This window comes from Streptomyces eurythermus (assembly GCF_014649115.1).
Taxonomy (GTDB): Bacteria; Actinomycetota; Actinomycetes; order Streptomycetales; family Streptomycetaceae; genus Streptomyces; species Streptomyces eurythermus.
In genome coordinates this window covers 13624-30103 of the sequence record NZ_BMSK01000011.1, presented here as the reverse complement: position 1 = coordinate 30103, position 16480 = coordinate 13624, and the positions used below count along the sequence as shown (strand labels likewise).

Sequence of the window (16480 nt, the reverse complement as noted above, 5' to 3'; positions counted from 1 at the left end):
GACGTGTTGATGTGTGCCGCCGAACCGGGCGGCGGCGGGGCGAGCCGGGCCTCGGACCGAGCGGCCTTGTGCAGGTGCTCGTCGCACGTCTCGACGGTGAATCGGGCCGGCCCACCGGCGCCCCCAGCTGGGGCACCCTCCCGCTGCCATGCCTGCTCGGCGCTGTGCGACTACGCCCAGCGCGTATGTGGAGTCGGATTGTTCCGGACGGGCTGTGGGAGATCGCGAAGCCGTCGATCCCACCATCGAGGTGCGGCCACAGGGGGGCGGGACGCAGGACACGCCTGATGAGACGCGGTACTGCACCGACTCGATGACGCCCCTCTCTGACGCGAACGGACTGCCGCTGGGGGTCGGCGTCTCGGCCCTCGCGCCCCCCGCAGGCGTGCCGGACGGGGGACGGCCCTCGGCCGTGGCGGTGCGCTGGTCGTGCCGCGACCCGTCGTCGCGTGCGCCGGCCAGGTGGTCGGTCGCACAGGTGAGATGCCCGGATGCGACTCTGGTCGTACGGACGGCACGCTTTCGTGTGCGACCTGGGTCGCATGCGATGGCGACCGGCGGACGATGCGGCATGACGTGCCCGTGTCGAGGATGGCCGGGTGACCGAGATCATCGCGGGGCTGTACGTGTCCCCTCTGGAATTGCTCGCCATGCTGGCGGCCGTCGTCCTGGTGACGGCGCGCTGGCTTCCGGCAGCTGCCCGTCCGCGCGCCACGATCGCGGCGGGGGCGGTGCTCGTGCTGTCGGCGACCGGGCTGAGTGTGGTGGGGCTGCGCTGGCAGATGCTGCCGGTACTGGCAGGCGCCGCCGTGGCGCTGCCGTTCGCGCTCTCTCCCCTGCTGCGACGCCGTACCGGCCGGCCGGCCCGGCGGGCGCGATGGTGGCTGGCGTTGCCCGGGACGGTGGCCTGCGCCGCCCTGATCGCCGCGGGTCCGGTGGCCGCCTGGGCCTTTCCCGTCCCCGTGTTCCCCGAGCCGTCGGGCCGTTTCCCGGTCGGCACCCGTGTGGTGGAGTGGACCGACCCGCACCGCCCCGAGGGCTTCACCGCCGATCCGCACGACCGACGCACGGTCGTGGTCCAGCTCTGGTACCCCGCGCAGGAGAGTCCCGCGGGCGCGCGGCGGGCCCGGTACCTGGGACGCACCGAGCACGAGGCGCGCACCGTCGCGGACGCCCTCGCCGACGGGGCCGGCCTGCCCGGCTTCCTGGTCGACGGCGTCCCGCGTGCCCGCACTCACGCGGTCTTCGACGCCCCGGTGGCCAGTGGGGGCGGACGGTTCCCGGTCGTGCTGTTCTCTCCCGGTTCGGGCGGGGTGCGCACCCAGAACACCGCCTGGGCGGAGGAACTGGCCAGCCACGGCTATGCGGTCGCCGCCCTCGACCACCCGTACGACTCCGCCGCGGTCGTCCTCGCCGACGGGCGGACGATTCACTCCAGGACGTCTTCCACCGGGGACCGGGGCAAGGACGAGGACCTGGCGGTCGGCTGGACGGCTGTCCGGGTCGCCGACCTCAGCTTCGTCCTCACCCAGCTCGACCGCATGGACCGAGGAGAGATCACCGGCCCGCTGACCGGACGCCTGGACACCGGCCGGGTCGCGGTCACCGGTCACTCCATGGGCGGCGCCGCCGCTCTGCAGGCGGCCCGGCAGGACCGCCGGTTCGACGCCGTCATCGATCTGGACGGCTACCCCCACGGTCCCACCTCGCCGGCCCTGCGCCGGCCGGTGCTCGCGCTCACCGCGGCCATCACCCCGGAAACCGACCCGCGTTACCTCCCCCGCCTCACCGAGGCCCTCGAGGCCGGCACCGCGACGAGTTACCGGCTCACCATCCCCGGCGCCGCGCACCTCACCTTCATGGACGGCCCCCTGTACCTGCCGCCCGTGCCCTCGATGACCGGTTCCCTGGGCCGTGCCCGGAGCCCGCGTGTCGTCGCCGCGACCACGCTCGCCTTCCTGGACACCACCCTGCGGCACAAGCCCGGCGACCCGGCCGGTGCTCTGTCGGCCTACGGCGACCTCAGCGTCCTCCACCCGGAAAACAGCCGCTGATCAGCCGACGACGCGCTCGAAGCAGCCGGGCCGACCGCCCCTCGGGGTGGTCGTCGGCAGCGAGGACGAGCGGGACGAGGGCAGTTCGTCAGCCGTTCATGTGCTGTCCTTCTCGACCGGGGCCGCGTGTTCGGACTGGTTCGCGACTGTCGGGCCGCCCTGCCCATGACGACGTCAGGACTCGTTCAGTGACCGCATCGGCCGCTTTCCGGCACGCTCGTGCCCTTGCTCGTTTTCTCGTCGCCGCACCCCTCGTGGCCGCGGGTGCCCTGACCGGCGTACCGGCGGCGCACGCGGCCGTCACGGACGACGTCCGTATCAACGAGGTGACGACCACCGGCGGCGTCAACGACTCGATCGAGTTGTACAACAAGGGCGCCGCCACGGTCGACGTGTCGGGCTGGGTTCTCAAGGACAACGACAAGGACCACGCCTACAGGATCGCTTCCGGGACCACCCTGGCACCGGGCGCGTACCGTGCGTTCGACGTGAGCGGCAAGTTCGGCCTGGGCTCGGACGACGAGGCCGGCCTCTACCTCGCGGACGGCACGACCCAGGTGGACAGCTTCTCCTGGGGCGAGCACTCCGACCCGTCCTGGTCACGCTGCCCCGACGGTACCGGGGCGTTCGGGCAGGCGGCCACGGTGACCCTCGGCGGCCCGAACAGCTGCGGCACCGGCGGCGGAGGCGGCGGCTCCACGGCGCCGGCCGTGTGGCCGGGAAGCGGCAGTGTGGCCACCGCGGACGGCTCGAACGTGTTCGGCCAGGACCTCAGCGGCCTGTACCAGGGGGACAGTGTGCTGTGGGGTGCGCAGAACAGCGGCAGGCTGTGGCGTCTGGTGCGTGACGGCTCCGGCGGCTGGAAGCCGGATGCCGCCGGCGGCTGGTCCGCCGGCAAGAGCCTGCGCTTTCCGGGCGGCTCCGGCACTCCCGACAGTGAGGGCGTCACGCTGACCGGTGCCGGTTCGGCCGCGGGCGCGTTCGTGGCCAGCGAGCGCGACGGGGACGCGTCGGGTACCAGCCGCCTGTCGGTGCTGAAGTACGACGTGAGCGGATCAGGCTCGTCGCTGACCGCGGTCAAGGAGTGGAACCTCACGTCCGACATCCCCTCGACCGGCTCCAATCTCGGTCTCGAGGGCATCACCTGGATCCCGGACACCGCGCTGACCGGCGCCGGGTTCAAGGACGCCTCGACCGGCTCGGCCTACGATCCGGCCCGCTACGGCAGCCACAGCGGCGGAGTGTTCTTCGTGGGCGTCGAAGGCACCGGCATGATCTACGGTTACGTGCTGGCCGACTCCGGCTCCTACACCCGTGTCGCGTCCTTCGGCAGCGGCATGTCCGGGGTGATGGAACTGCAGTGGGAGCCGCAGGCGTCGCGTCTGTGGGCGGTCTGCGACGACACCTGTGACGGGCAGCACCGCACTTTGGAGATCGGCACGACCGGCGTCTTCACCACCACGGGCGTCTTCAACCGCCCGTCGGGCATGCCCGACTACAACAACGAGGGCTTCTCCCTGGCCGGCGCGGACGAATGCGTGGCCGGTCACAAGCCCGTCTACTGGGCCGACGACTCCAACGACGGCGGGCACGCTCTGCGCAGGGGCACCGTCACCTGCTGAGCGGGCTCGAGCAGTGGGCGGCAGCCCGCGCTGCCGCCCACCTTTCCGGCAGCCGCTCCACAGACCGTAGGAGCCTTGGAAAACCTGGGGGAAGCTGCCCGGACGCGCGAGTCGTTGTTAGGGTGTCGAACAGCCCTTGACCTGCAAAAGCGCAGGCAGGGAGCCGATCATCAGGAGTGCATCGATGCTTCGTACCATGTTCAAGTCCAAGATCCACCGCGCCACCGTCACCCAGGCCGACCTGCACTACGTGGGATCGGTGACCATCGACGCCGATCTCCTCGACGCCGCCGATCTGCTGCCCGGGGAACTGGTGCACATCGTGGACATCACCAACGGTGCCCGGCTGGAGACGTACGTCATCGAGGGCGAGCGTGGCTCCGGGGTCGTCGGGATCAACGGGGCGGCGGCCCATCTCGTCCACCCCGGTGACCTGGTGATCATCATCAGCTACGCGCAGGTCACCGACGCGGAGGCCCGTGAGCTGCGGCCCCGGGTCGTGCACGTCGACGCCGGCAACCGGATCGTGTCCCTCGGCGCCGACCCGTCCGAGCCGGTGCCCGGTTCGGACCAGCAGCGCAGCCCGCAGGCCGTAGGCGCCTGACCGGCCGACCGGCGGACCAGGGTGCGCGCGGGGCCATGAGCGAGACCGTGCGCCCCTGATCCTCGTCCACACGACCGTCGGGCCCGCCCACGAGGGCAGGGGCCTTCGGTTTCCTTCCATGGGGGGGGGTCGATCAGCGGCGGCTTTTTCGCGGGGGAGTCTCCCAGGCGGTGGTGATGTCGCGGGCGACATCGCGTAGGAGGTCGATGAGCAGGTCCGCGAGGGGGGTGAGGCTCGCGTCGGCCCTGGTCACGGCCTAGAGCTGACGGTAGGGCCTGGGGCGGGCCGGTTCGCGGTGGGTGGTGCCGGGCGTGTGGGTCAGGGCCAGGCGGGAGACCGGGGCCACCGCGATGCCCGTGCCGATGAGCGCCTGGGCGACGGGAGCGCCGAAAGGCGAGTCCGTCGAAGGCCGATCCGAGCCGCAACCGTGCGCGCGGGGCCGGGTGCGTTCGGTGCTGCCGTCGGGTGAGTGGCCGCGCGGGCACCGGGTAGGCGGGGGAAAAGTCCAGAGGCGACGTCCCGTGACAGCCCGGAGGACACGATGACCAACCCGCATCCCGACCCGGTCCCGCCCGACCCGGCACCGCCCGGCCCGGCGCCGGGGCCTGCCCCGAGCCCGACCCCGCCGGATCCCTATCCCACCCCGGTCCCGCCGCCCGAGCCGGTCCCGCAGCCGACCCCGCCCCCGCCGGGCCCCGGCCCCGCACCGCCTCCGGCGCCGCCCCACCCGGGCCCGCCGGAGCCGCCACCGTCCCCCATCCCGCCGGGCCCGGAACCGGTGCCGAACCCCGAACCAGGCCCGCCCCTCACCTGAGCGTCACCGAGGGGTGTGCCCGTCCCCCCGGTGCCCCGGGCAGCCGCCCCGGGGCACCGAAAAGCGCCCTGCCTACGCGGTGACCTCGCCGCGGTCCCCGCCCCACAGCGTGTGGAACGCCCCCTCGCGGTCCACCCTGCGGTAGGTGTGCGCGCCGAAGAAGTCCCGCTGGCCCTGGGTCAGCGCCGCGGGCAGACGCGGGGCGCGCAGGCCGTCGTAGTACGCCAGGGCCGCAGCGAAACCGGGCGTCGCCACTCCCTGCCGTACCGCCGCGATCTGCACCTCCCGCCAGTCGTCCTGCGCGTCGGCGATCTCGCGGGCGAACGTCTCGTCCGAGAGCAGGCTCGGCAGGTCGGGCCGGGCGTCGTAGGCCGCGCGGATACGGTCCAGGAACGCGGCGCGGATGATGCAGCCGCCCCGCCAGATGGAGGCCACCGCACCCAGGTCGATGTCCCAGCCGTACTCCTCGCTGCCCGCCGCGATCTCGTGGAAGCCCTGGGTGTACGACACGATCTTGGAGGCGTACAGCGCCTGTTCCACCCGGTCGGCGAAGGCGGCGGCCTCCGACTCGCTCAGCGCGGACGGCTTCGGGCCGGCCAGGTCCCGCGACGCGGCCCGCAGCGCCGCGTGCCCGGACAGCGACCGGGCGAACACCGCCTCGGCGATGCCGGACACCGGGACGCCCAGGTCCAGCGCGATCTGCACGGTCCAGCGGCCGGTGCCCTTCTGCTCGGCCTGGTCCACCACCACGTCCACGAACGGCTTGCCGGTGGCCGCGTCCACGTGGGACAGCACCTCGGCGGTGATCTCGATCAGGTACGAGTCCAGCCGGCCCGTGTTCCAGGTGCGGAAGATGTCCGCGATCTGCGCGGGGGAGTACCCGGCGACATCGCGCAGCAGCTGGTACGCCTCGCCGATCAGCTGCATGTCGGCGTACTCGATGCCGTTGTGGACCATCTTCACGAAGTGTCCGGCACCGTCGGGGCCCACATGCGTCACACACGGCGCGCCGTCCGCGGCCTTCGCCGAGATCTTCTCCAGCATCGGGCCCAGCGACCGGTACGACTCCACCGACCCGCCCGGCATGATGCTCGGTCCGTGCAGCGCGCCCTCCTCGCCGCCGGAGATGCCCGCGCCGACGAAGTGGATGCCCCGCTCGCGCAGCTCGCGCTCCCGGCGCCGGGTGTCCGCGAAGTGCGCGTTGCCGCCGTCGATGATCATGTCACCGGGCTCCAGCAGCGGGGCGAACTCCTGGATCACCGCGTCCGTCGGCTCACCCGCCTTGACCATGACGACCAGGCGGCGCGGCCGCTCCAGCGCCGCCACGAATTCCTCGGCGGTCTCGGCCGCGACGAAGTCGCCCTCCTGCCCGAACTCCTCCACCAGCGCCTTCGTACGCGACACCGTACGGTTGTGCACGGCGACCGTGTAGCCGTTGCGTGCGAAGTTCCGTGCGAGGTTGCGGCCCATCACCGCGAGGCCCGTGACACCGATCTGCGCTGAAGTGCTCATACCGCCTGCTCCCTGGTTGCCTCATGTCTACGGCTCCGTCAGTACGGGGCCCTGCTTATCCTGACGTGCTGCAACGGCGAACGCGTTTACGACCCGCCACATTCCGGTACGCGTCGCGAACGCCCCGCCTCGGCCATCGGCCGCGCCCGGCTCAACAAGAGCGCGTTCCCGGCCACTTGACCCTCACGGCAGGCCGATTCCCCGCCTTGTCATGGCCAGTTCGCGGCACTTACGTTTGCCCCTCCTGACGCATGCCGAGGGGAATTCGGACATGGCCGCACGCGGCCGGCACCGCCGGTACCAGCCGAACAGGATCAACCGCGCCTCGCTCACCGTCACGGCGAGCGGCGCCGGCCTCGCCATCCCGCTGGTCGCCGCCGGCACCGCGCACGCCGCCGACGCGGCCACCTGGAGCAAGGTCGCCGCCTGCGAGTCCAGCGGCGACTGGAGCGTCAACACCGGCAACGGCTACTACGGCGGGCTGCAGTTCACCCGGTCCACCTGGGAGGCGTACGGCGGCACCCGCTACGCGCCGCGCGCCGACCTGGCCACCCGGGCCGAGCAGATCGCCGTCGCCGAGAAGGTGCTGGACGGGCAGGGGCCCGGCGCCTGGCCGGCCTGCGCGCCCCGCGCCGGGCTGACCCGCGGCGGCGGCACGGCCGGCGCGCCCACCGACTCCGCGGCCGCCCACCCGGCGCGGGCCGGTGCGCACCCTGCCTCCTCCGTCGGGGACGTCCGGCCGCAGACCACCCCGCAGTCCCGCGCGGGCCGGGCCGAGATGTACACCGTGGTGCGCGGCGACAGCCTCTCCGGCATCGCCGGCGAGCGGCGCGTGCCGGGCGGCTGGCGGGCCCTGTACGCGGGCAACCGCGCCACGATCGGCTCCGATCCCGACCTGATCCTGCCGGGCCAGCGGCTCAGCCTGAACGGCACCCGGACCGGGAGCACACCCCCGAAGACCCCGGACTCGCCCAAGTCCCGGAAGCGCAAGGCCCCTTCGGAGCATCCCGGCACCCACCACACCCCGGCTCCGGCCCACCACGCGCGCGTCGCCCCCGTGTCCGCCTCCGTCGGCACCGGCTACCACGCGGCCGGCTCGCACTGGTCGAAGGGCTACCACACCGGCGTCGACTTCCTCGTGCCGACCGGGACGTCCGTGCGGGCGGTGGCGGCCGGCCGGGTGGTGGCCGCGGGCTGGGGCGGTTCGTACGGCTACCAGGTCGTACTGCGGCACGCCGACGGCCGCTACACCCAGTACGCCCACCTGTCCGCCATCTCCGTGCGGGCCGGCCAGGACGTCACCGCGGGCCGGCGCATCGGCCGCTCCGGGTCCACGGGCAACGTCACGGGTCCGCACCTGCACTTCGAGGTGCGGACCGGCCCCGATTTCGGGTCGGACGTCGACCCGCTCGCCTACCTCCGGGCCGGCGGCGTCGCCATCTGACGCGCGCACGGCGCCGGCAGCGGGACCGGCACCGGCACCGGCAGCGCCACCGGCACGTGGAAGCGCGCGGACAGCGGGACGTACGGCGCGGGGGCCACGTCCTCGGCCGGCGGCCCGGCACCTCCGGCCTCCGTGCCGGTTCCGCTTTCCGCCGTGTTCCTGGACCTCGTCCCGCCCCCGGTTTCCGTCCCGCTCCTGGCCGCGGTTCCGCTTCCGTTCGGGTCCGCGTCGGTGTCCGCCGCCCCGCGCTGCCGTGGCACCACGGGCCGGGGCTCCCGGGCGGCGAGGGCCGGCCCGGCGACGTCCCGCAGCGGGCACACGGCGGACGGCCCGTCCGGGGACACCGCGGGAACAGCGGGCGCGGCAGCGGCCGGGGAAGTTGCCGGGACAGCCGGGGACGCCGGTGTCGGCTCCACCGGGGCGTCCGCCGGGGCGTCCGCCGGGGCCGTTCCCAAGGACTCCGGGGCCTCCGCGTGCTCCAGCCGTTCCGTCGTCAGCATGATCAGGCCGCCCGCCGCCACCACCCCGCAGCCCAGGGCGAGTACGGTGCCCGCGGTGCCGTGGCGGAAGGTCTCGCCGAACATCAGGACGCCGACCGCGGCGGCCAGCACCGGATTGACCACGGTCAGCGTGGCCAGCGGGGCGGCGAGGCCGCCGTGCCGGTAGGACAGCTGGGACAGCAGGACACCGGCGACCGAGAACGCGCCGATCACCCCGAGCGAGGGCAGCGCGCCCAGGTCGATGCCGTGCGTCCAGTCCACGGCCACGGTCTTGGTGAAGACCGACGACATGCCGAAGGCGGCACCGGAGGCGGTGGCGAGCAGCACGCTGCGCACCGCCGGATGCCGGTGCGCGGCCAGCCCGGCGAAGGCCAGCGCCGCCACCGCCGCGCCGGTGGCCGGCGCGACGGCCAGCCGCTGTCCGGCGGTCAGGGAGTGCGTGGCGGAGGAGCCGACCAGGGACAGCAGACCGGCGAGGCCGGCCGTGGCCATCAGGGCGCCGCGCCAGGCGGTCGCCCCGGCCCGGCGGCCCACGCACAGCGCCGCCATGGGCAGGGCGAAGACGATGGTCAGCGCGCCGAGCGGCTGGACCAGGCTGAGCGGCCCGTAGGCCAGCGCCACGACGTGCAGCACACCGCCGAGGCCGTTGAGCGCGAGCGCACCCCACCAGCCCGGCCGGCGCACCGGCGCGCTGCCGGCGGAGGACACCGCCACCTGCTCCTGCGTGATCGCTCCGCCCGCGTAGGCCAGGGCGGAGACGACCGACAGGAGCACGGACAACGCCAGGGCGCTCATCGGCGTCTCCTCTGGGGGCGGTGCGTGTCCTCGGCCCGTATGCGATCGGCTTCCATGGTCGACACTCTGCCCGGTCGTGATCTTCCCGTCGTCGTCCCTGAGCGCAATGCCGCCTACTGCTTTTGCAGTACACCGGCGTGCCGGTGATCCGTTGGCGGGCTGACGCCGGGCGGGCACCCGCCGCGTCGCCCGGGTGACACGCCTGGTAGGAGTGCTGTCATGCCTCTCGACCGCGATCTCGCCGCACTGCGCCCGCTCGGCGGCTTCTTCGTGCTGCGCACCCTCCCGGGCCCGGCCGGCGCCGTGGATCCGCGGGGGCTGCCGGCCCTGGCGGACGGCTACGCGCAGGTGCCGCCGTCCGGCCGGGATCCGGTCGCCGCGCGGGTCGCCGTGGTGGGGGAGCGGCTGCGGACCGCCGAGCCCCGGGTGGCCGCCTCCCTCGCCCAGCAGGGGCTGGCCGCCCGGCTGTGGTCGGCGGCCCTGGGCTGTGCCGTGCTGTACGGCCGGCTGCCCGACCTGGACCCGCGCCTGCTGCGCTGGGACGTGGACGCCGCCGCCCCCGACGATCTGTGGCTCACCGAGGTGCGCGCCCTGCCCGGGGACGCGGCCACGCTGGCCGCCACCGTGCTGCACGGCCATCTGGAGCCCCTGACGGCGGTGCTGCGGGCCCGCTACGGCGTCGCGGCCGGCCTGCTGTGGGGCAACGCGGGCTCCGCGCTGGCCGCGACCGCCCGGGAACTGGGCCGCTGGGCCCGCGCTCACGGCCGTACCGACGTGGCGGCCCGCGCCCGCGCCCTCACCGGCGAACTGTTCGCCCATCCGCTGCTCGACGCCACCGGAGCGCGCACCGGCGCGTCGTTCCGGCGGCGCAGCTGCTGCCTGTACTACCGGGTGCCCGGCGGCGGACTCTGCGGCGACTGCTGCCACACCCGCCCACCGGGCTGACCTCACCGACGTACCCCCGCACCCGGCGCTCCCCGTCCAAGAGAGAGCCCCCTCGGCGCGACGCGTTCCAAGCCAATCACCCGGAATGCCCGGGTTCGCGCCCCGCGGCCTTCAGGATGCAGGCAACGATGTCCAATCCGCGGAGGTCATCCGACATGAGAGGGACCCGGCGCACGCGCTGGTGCATGGCCGGGGTGCTGGCAGCGTCGTCGCTGATCGCCACCCCCGCCGCACGGGCCGAGGAGCCGCCCGCCGGCCGCCTCACCGAGCTGGTCAACCCGTTCATCGGCAGCCGGAACGAGGGCAACACCTTCCCCGGCGCGGCCGTGCCCTTCGGCATGGTGCAGCTCTCCCCGGACACCGGGCACAGCACCGGCTACGACTACGCGCAGAACCGTATCCGCGGCTTCTCCCTGGTCCACCTCTCGGGCGTCGGCTGCCGCATCGGCGGCGACCTCCCCGTGCTGCCCACGACCGGCGATATCACCCGGACGGATTACGCGCAGTACGCGGCGGCCTTCTCGCACGACGACGAGGAGGCGAGCCCCGGCTACTACCGGGTCGGCCTCGCCTCCGGCATCCGCGCCGAGCTGACCGCCACCGCCCGCACCGGTGTCCAGCGCTACACCTTCCCGGCCACCGGGAAGGCCAACGTCCTGCTGAACGCGGCCCAGGCGCTGCACAAGCCGGTGAGCAGCGCGGTGGAGATCCTGGACGACCACACCGTGCGCACCGAGATCACCGGCCACGGCTTCTGCCGGGACACCGGCCCCTACACCGTCCACACGATCACCCGCTTCAGCCGGCCCTTCACCGCCTACGGCACCTGGGACGGCCGCACCGTCACCCCCGGCGCCCGCACCGGAGCCGGCGGCGCCTACGTCCGCTTCGACACCACCGGCGACCGCGTGGTCGAGGCGACCACCGCGCTGTCGTACGTGGACGCGCGCGGCGCCGCGGCCAACCTGGGTGCCGAGGGCGGCCGCTCCTTCGACGCCGTGCGCCGCCGGGCCCGCGAGGAGTGGGAGCGCCGGCTGGCCGCCGTCCGGGTGCGGGGCGGCACGCCCGCGCTGCGCCGGACCTTCTACTCCTCGCTCTACCGGTCGTACCTCGCGCCCAACATCGGCGGCGACGCCGACGGCCGCTACCTCGGCTGGGACCGCCGCGTGCACCGCACCCGGGGGTACACCTACTACCAGAACTGGTCGCTGTGGGACACCTACCGCACCCAGGCCCAGCTCCTGGCCCTGCTCGCGCCGCGCGAGGCCCGGGACATGGCCCGGTCGGTGGTCGCGGTCGCCGAGGACGGCGGCTGGCTGCCCAAGTGGGGCTACGGCCCGGTCGAGACCAACATCATGACCGGCGACCCGGTCACCCCCTTCCTGACCACCGCCTACCACTCGGGCCTGCTCAAGGGCTTCGAGGAACGGGCCTACCGGGCGCTGCGCGAGAACGCCGACGGCGTGCCGCCCGCCGCCTACCCGGGCGTCGGCCGGGAGGCCAACGCCGAGTACATCGCGCGCGGTTTCGCGCCCTACGTCAAGGGCCGCCCGTACGCCAAGGCGGGCGACTCCGACTACCACTACGGCGCCTCGGTCACCCTGGAGTACGCGCTCGCCGACGCCATGCTGGCGCAGATGGCCCGCGGGCTCGGGCACCACGAGGACGCCGCCCGCTACGCCGCCCGTTCGCGCAACTACCGGAACATCTTCGACCCCGCCACCGGCTTCTTCCGCGCCCGGGACGCCTCCGGCGCCTTCGCCGGCCCGCCCGACCCGGCCCGCGGCACCGGCTTCCACGAGGGCACGGCCTGGCAGTACCAGTGGCTCGTCCCGCAGGACGTGCCCGGCCTGATCGGGCTGATCGGCGGCAGGAGCGCGGCCGACGCCCGCCTCGACGCCTTCTTCGCCTACGACCGGCTGCTCGCCGATCCGGAGAAGACCGCGCGCGAGGTGTGGGTGCACGGTGACCCGTACGCCTACTACAACGCCGCCGTCTACAACCCGATGAACGAGCCGGACCTCATCGCGCCCTACACCTACCTCTCCACCGGACGGCCCTGGAAGACCACGGACGTGGTGCACGCGGCGCTGACCCTGTTCACCGACAGCCCCGAGGGCCTGACCGGCAACGACGACCTGGGCACCATGTCCGCCTGGCACGTGCTGTCGGCCATCGGGCTCTTCCCGGTCCAGCCCGGCTACGGCACCTGGGGCCTGACCACGCCCGTCTTCGACCGGGTCGACCTGGCCCTGGACCGCGGCTACTGGCCGGCCGGCCGGCTGACCGTGACGGCGCCCGGCACCTCGGCCACCGACCGCTACGTCCAGGCCGTACGGACCGACGGCACCCCGCACGGCGGGACCTGTCTGACGACCGGCGCGCTGCGCTCCCTGCGTTCCCTCGCCTTCACCGTCGGCCCGCGCCCGTCGGCGTGGGGCACTGCGCCCGAAGCGGCGCCACCCGTCCTGAAATGACCTCGGGAGCCTCCCGGCTCCCGCCCTCGCCGTGACTTAATCCGACCTTAACTGAATGTAACCCGCTGGTACTTGACCGTAATCGCCCGTCGGGGATCGACTGTTGATCGACCCGTCACCGATGCGTGAGGCAAGCCCGTGACGTCCGACCTGCTCGCTCCTTTGGACCTGGCCTTCTGGAACATGGAGTCCGACCGGCACCCGATGCACCTCGGCGCGCTCGGGATCTTCGGCGCGCACTCGCCGACCGCCGGGGCGCACGCCGCCGACCTGCTCGCCGCCCGCGCCGCCGCCGTCCCCGGGCTGCGCCTGCGCATCCGCGACCTGTGGCAGCCGCTCGCCTTCGGTGGCGCCGCCCGCGAGACGGACCCGCACTTCGATCCGCTCCACCACGTCCGGCTGCACGCCCCCACCGACGACTTCCACGCGGCCGCCGGCCGGCTGATGGAGCGCCCGCTGGAGCGCGGCCGGCCACCGTGGGAGGCGCATGTGCTGCCCGGCGCCGACGGGGTCTCCTTCGCGGTGCTCTTCAAGTTCCACCACGCCCTCGCCGACGGGCTGCGCGCCCTGAGGCTCGCCGCCGGCGTCCTGGACCCCGGCGGCCTGCCCGAGCGCGCGCCCCGCGCCATCGAGCCGCCGCGCGGCCCGCTGCCCGGCGTGCGCCCGCTGCCCGCGCGGGTCCCCGGGCTGGTCCGGGGGGTGCTCACCGACATGGGCCGGGCGCTGGACATCGGCGCCTCGCTGGCCCGGTCCACCCTCGGCATGCGCCCGTGCGCCGCGCTCACCTCCGCGCCCAGCGGCACCCGCCGTGTCGCCGGGGCCGTCCTCGACATCGATGACGTGCACCGGGTGCGCAAGAGCGCCGGCGGCACGGTCAACGACGTCCTCATCGCCGTCGTCGCCGGGGCCCTGCGCCGCTGGCTGGACGAGCGCGGCGACGGCAGCGAGGGCGTGGCGCCCCGTGCTCTCATCCCGGTCTCCCGGCGCCGGCCGCACGCGGCGCAACAGCAGGGCAACCGGCTCTCCGGTTATCTGATACGGCTCCCGGTGCACGAGAGCGACCCGCTCGCCCGGCTGCACACCGTGCGCACCGCGATGCTCCGCAACAAGGACGCGGGGCCCGACCGGGGCGCCGGAGCGGTGGCCCTGCTCGCCGACCACGTCCCGGCCCTCGGCCACCGGCTCGGCGGGCCGCTGGTCGGCCAGGCGGCCCGGCTGTGGTTCGACATCCTGGTCACCAGCGTGCCGCTGCCCGGCCTCGGGCTCCGGCTCGGCGGCCAGGAGCTGACCGAGGTGTACCCGCTGGCCCCGCTCGCCCCCGGCCAGGCCCTCGCGGTCGCGATCTCCACGTACCGCGGGCGCGTGCACTACGGGCTGGTCGCCGACGCGCGGGCCGTACCGGACCTGGACCGCCTCGCGCGGGCGGTGTCGGCGGAGGCGGCGGCCCTGCTGTCCGTCTGCGACCGCTGAGGACCGGGTCCGGGGGCCGCCGTACCGCCCGTACCGGCCGGACGGCGGTGATCCATCGGGAGCGGAATCGGCGGCGGTTTGGTCCATCGGCCCGGCGCTCCGTAAAATTCGCTGTTCGAAAGCGGACGCGAGTCGGAGCGCCGCTCGGGTGACCAGGGGAACGGCAGCGCGATGACGGTGACAGAGGACGGTTCGGCGTCCATGGACGAGATGGTCTACGGGCCCGGTATCGACCCCGAGCGGCTCGCCGTCTGCCTGAGCGTGCTGGAGGAACTGGACCAGCTCGACGTCGACCACCCCGACGCGATCAAGGTGCGCCGGGCCACCTCGCACGTCTACCGCGTGGTCAAGCAGCGCCGCCGCCAGGAACGCCGGGCCGCCAAGACCGCCCACGACCGCGCCGTCACCGAGGCCACCGCCACCGGCTCGGCCGAGCGCATCGACGACGAGACCGAGGGCATCCTGCCGTCCTCCAAGGTCGAGGAGGGCCGGATCGCGGGGATACTCCAGCGCCCGCGCTCCTGCTACACCTGCAAGCAGCGGTACGTGGAAGTCGACTACTTCTACCACCAGCTCTGTCCCGACTGCGCCGACGTCAACCGCGCGAAGCGGGACGCCCGCGCCGACCTCACCGGCAAGCGCGCCCTGCTCACCGGCGGCCGGGCCAAGATCGGCATGTACATCGCGCTGCGGCTGCTGCGCGACGGCGCGCACACGACCGTCACGACCCGGTTCCCCAAGGACGCCATCCGCCGTTTCAAGGCCATGGAGGACTCGGCGGACTGGCTGCACCGGCTGGAGGTCGTCGGCATCGACCTGCGCGACCCGGCCCAGGCCGTCGCGCTGGCCGACCGGGTCGCCGAGGCCGGCCCGCTGGACATCCTGATCAACAACGCCACGCAGACCGTGCGCCGCCTGCCCTCCGCCTACGCGGCCCTGGTCGACGGCGAGAGCGCCCCGCTGCCCGCCGGCGAGCTGCCCGCCCACCACGTCATCGGCGCCTTCAACTCCGGCGCGGTCGACGGCCTGGCCGCGCTGCCCGTCGGCACCAGCGGGCTGGACGCGCAGAAGGTGGCCGACCTCGCCCTGGTCGCGGGCAACGCCAGCGTCGCCCGGCACCTCGACGGCACCGCCATCGACGCGGGCGGTCTGCTCCCCGACGTCGTCGACACCAACACCTGGGTGCAGACCATCGACCAGATCTCCCCGGTGGAGCTGCTGGAGACCCAGTTGTGCAACTACACCGCGCCCTTCATCCTGATCAGCAAGCTCCGCCCGGCCATGGCCGAGGCCGCGCGCAAGGCGGCCAGCGGACGGGCGTACATCGTGAACGTCTCGGCCATGGAAGGCGTCTTCAGCCGCGGCTACAAGGGCGCGGGTCACCCGAACACCAACGCCGCCAAGGCCGCGATGAACATGGTGACGCGGACCAGCGCCCAGGAGATGTTCGAGTCCGACCGGATCCTGATGACCTCGGTCGACACCGGCTGGATCACCGACGAGCGCCCCCACTACGACAAGCTGCGCCTCGCCGAGGCCGGCTTCCACGCCCCGCTCGACCTGGTCGACGGCGCCGCCCGCGTCTACGACCCGGTCGTGCGCGGCGAGGCGGGCGAGGACCTGTACGGCGTCTTCCTGAAGGACTACGCACCCGGCAAGTGGTGAGCGGCGGGCGGGTGTCGGCCGGGCGCGCCCCGGCCCACCGCGCCCGGGCGCACCATGATCCGGCGGGCGCCGTCCTCCCGGTCGGCCGTGCCTCGGTCGGCCGTGCCTCGGCCCGCCGTGTCTCAGTCGACCGCGCCGAGCCGGCACCGGCCGGCCGCCACCAGCTCCAGCACGGTGCGCCAGTCCTCCAGCACACCCGCGTCGAAAGCGGCCGTGCGGCCCTCCTCCTCGGCCTGGCGCAGCCGCAGCACATCGTCGTCGGCCGGGCCGGCGTCCGCGCGGACCAGCCGGGACACCCGCTCCCCGAGCAGGGAACGCACCGCCTCCGCCGCGCTGCCGGCCCCTGCCGCCTCGTCGCCAGGGCACAGCACCGGCCCGATGCCCCGTACCAGGCCCGCCAGTTGGAGTTCCTTGTCGGCGGGGCGGCCACGGCGCAGCAGCGCGGCGGTCCGCAGCGCGTGCCGGTGCCGGCCGGCGTACAGCAGATCCATCAGCTCCTCGACGCTGCGCAGCTCCATGCGTCAGTCCTTCCGCGAGACAGCCGTTGCCGCGTCAGCAGACCATGGCCGGTTTGCCGC

General features: G+C 74.0%; 11 protein-coding genes and 1 pseudogene. 9 read left to right on the top strand and 3 right to left on the bottom strand.

From position 1 onward, the window contains the following. Positions 1–185: 185 nt before the first annotated feature. The 4 genes and pseudogenes from IE251_RS21525 to panD form a co-directional block, all read left to right on the top strand. Positions 186–301 (top strand): annotated as a pseudogene (locus tag IE251_RS21525) (IS5/IS1182 family transposase); the annotation flags it as partial. Positions 302–599: 298 nt separating this feature from the next. Continuing rightward, positions 600–2054 (top strand): alpha/beta hydrolase family protein, encoded by a 1455-nt coding sequence (locus tag IE251_RS21520; RefSeq protein WP_189754636.1) that lies wholly within the window; start codon positions 600–602, stop codon positions 2052–2054. A 188-nt stretch (positions 2055–2242) separates the two neighbouring features. Continuing rightward, complete coding sequence (locus IE251_RS21515) at positions 2243–3676, top strand: lamin tail domain-containing protein (RefSeq protein WP_189754830.1); 1434 nt, start codon at positions 2243–2245, stop codon at positions 3674–3676. A 184-nt stretch (positions 3677–3860) separates the two neighbouring features. Further along, positions 3861–4280: an aspartate 1-decarboxylase gene (panD, locus tag IE251_RS21510; RefSeq protein ID WP_030611681.1), complete on the top strand. Its 420-nt coding sequence runs from the start codon at positions 3861–3863 to the stop codon at positions 4278–4280. An 886-nt stretch (positions 4281–5166) separates the two neighbouring features. Here panD and gnd read toward each other — a convergent pair. Next, positions 5167–6606: an NADP-dependent phosphogluconate dehydrogenase gene (gene gnd / locus IE251_RS21505; protein WP_189754635.1), complete on the bottom strand. Its 1440-nt coding sequence runs from the start codon at positions 6604–6606 to the stop codon at positions 5167–5169. 271 nt (positions 6607–6877) lie between these two features. On the opposite strand from gnd, the gene IE251_RS21500 reads away from it, so the two are divergent. Further along, positions 6878–8050 (top strand): transglycosylase family protein, encoded by a 1173-nt coding sequence (locus IE251_RS21500; RefSeq protein ID WP_189754634.1) that lies wholly within the window; start codon positions 6878–6880, stop codon positions 8048–8050. Here the strand turns inward: IE251_RS21500 and IE251_RS21495 are convergent. Then, complete coding sequence (locus tag IE251_RS21495) at positions 8020–9345, bottom strand: DMT family transporter (protein WP_189754633.1); 1326 nt, start codon at positions 9343–9345, stop codon at positions 8020–8022. The genes IE251_RS21500 and IE251_RS21495 overlap by 31 nt on opposite strands. A gap of 219 nt (positions 9346–9564) precedes the next feature. Here IE251_RS21495 and IE251_RS21490 point away from each other — a divergent pair, with 219 nt between their 5' ends. The 4 genes from IE251_RS21490 to IE251_RS21475 all read left to right on the top strand — a co-directional run bounded on the left by IE251_RS21490 (position 9565) and on the right by IE251_RS21475 (position 15902). Next, positions 9565–10290, top strand: a complete 726-nt coding sequence (locus IE251_RS21490; RefSeq protein ID WP_189754632.1) for a (2Fe-2S)-binding protein — start codon at positions 9565–9567, stop codon at positions 10288–10290. A gap of 155 nt (positions 10291–10445) precedes the next feature. After that, positions 10446–12767: a GH92 family glycosyl hydrolase gene (locus IE251_RS21485; protein WP_189754631.1), complete on the top strand. Its 2322-nt coding sequence runs from the start codon at positions 10446–10448 to the stop codon at positions 12765–12767. A 138-nt stretch (positions 12768–12905) separates the two neighbouring features. Then, positions 12906–14237 carry a wax ester/triacylglycerol synthase family O-acyltransferase gene (locus IE251_RS21480; RefSeq protein ID WP_189754630.1) on the top strand — a complete coding sequence of 444 codons (1332 nt, stop codon included), beginning with the start codon at positions 12906–12908 and terminating at the stop codon, positions 14235–14237. A gap of 171 nt (positions 14238–14408) precedes the next feature. After that, on the top strand, positions 14409–15902 hold the full coding sequence (locus IE251_RS21475) for an SDR family NAD(P)-dependent oxidoreductase (protein WP_189754629.1): 1494 nt from the start codon (positions 14409–14411) through the stop codon (positions 15900–15902). 122 nt (positions 15903–16024) lie between these two features. Here IE251_RS21475 and IE251_RS21470 read toward each other — a convergent pair whose 3' ends face one another. Further along, positions 16025–16420 (bottom strand): hypothetical protein, encoded by a 396-nt coding sequence (locus IE251_RS21470; protein ID WP_189754628.1) that lies wholly within the window; start codon positions 16418–16420, stop codon positions 16025–16027. Positions 16421–16480 lie beyond the last annotated feature (60 nt).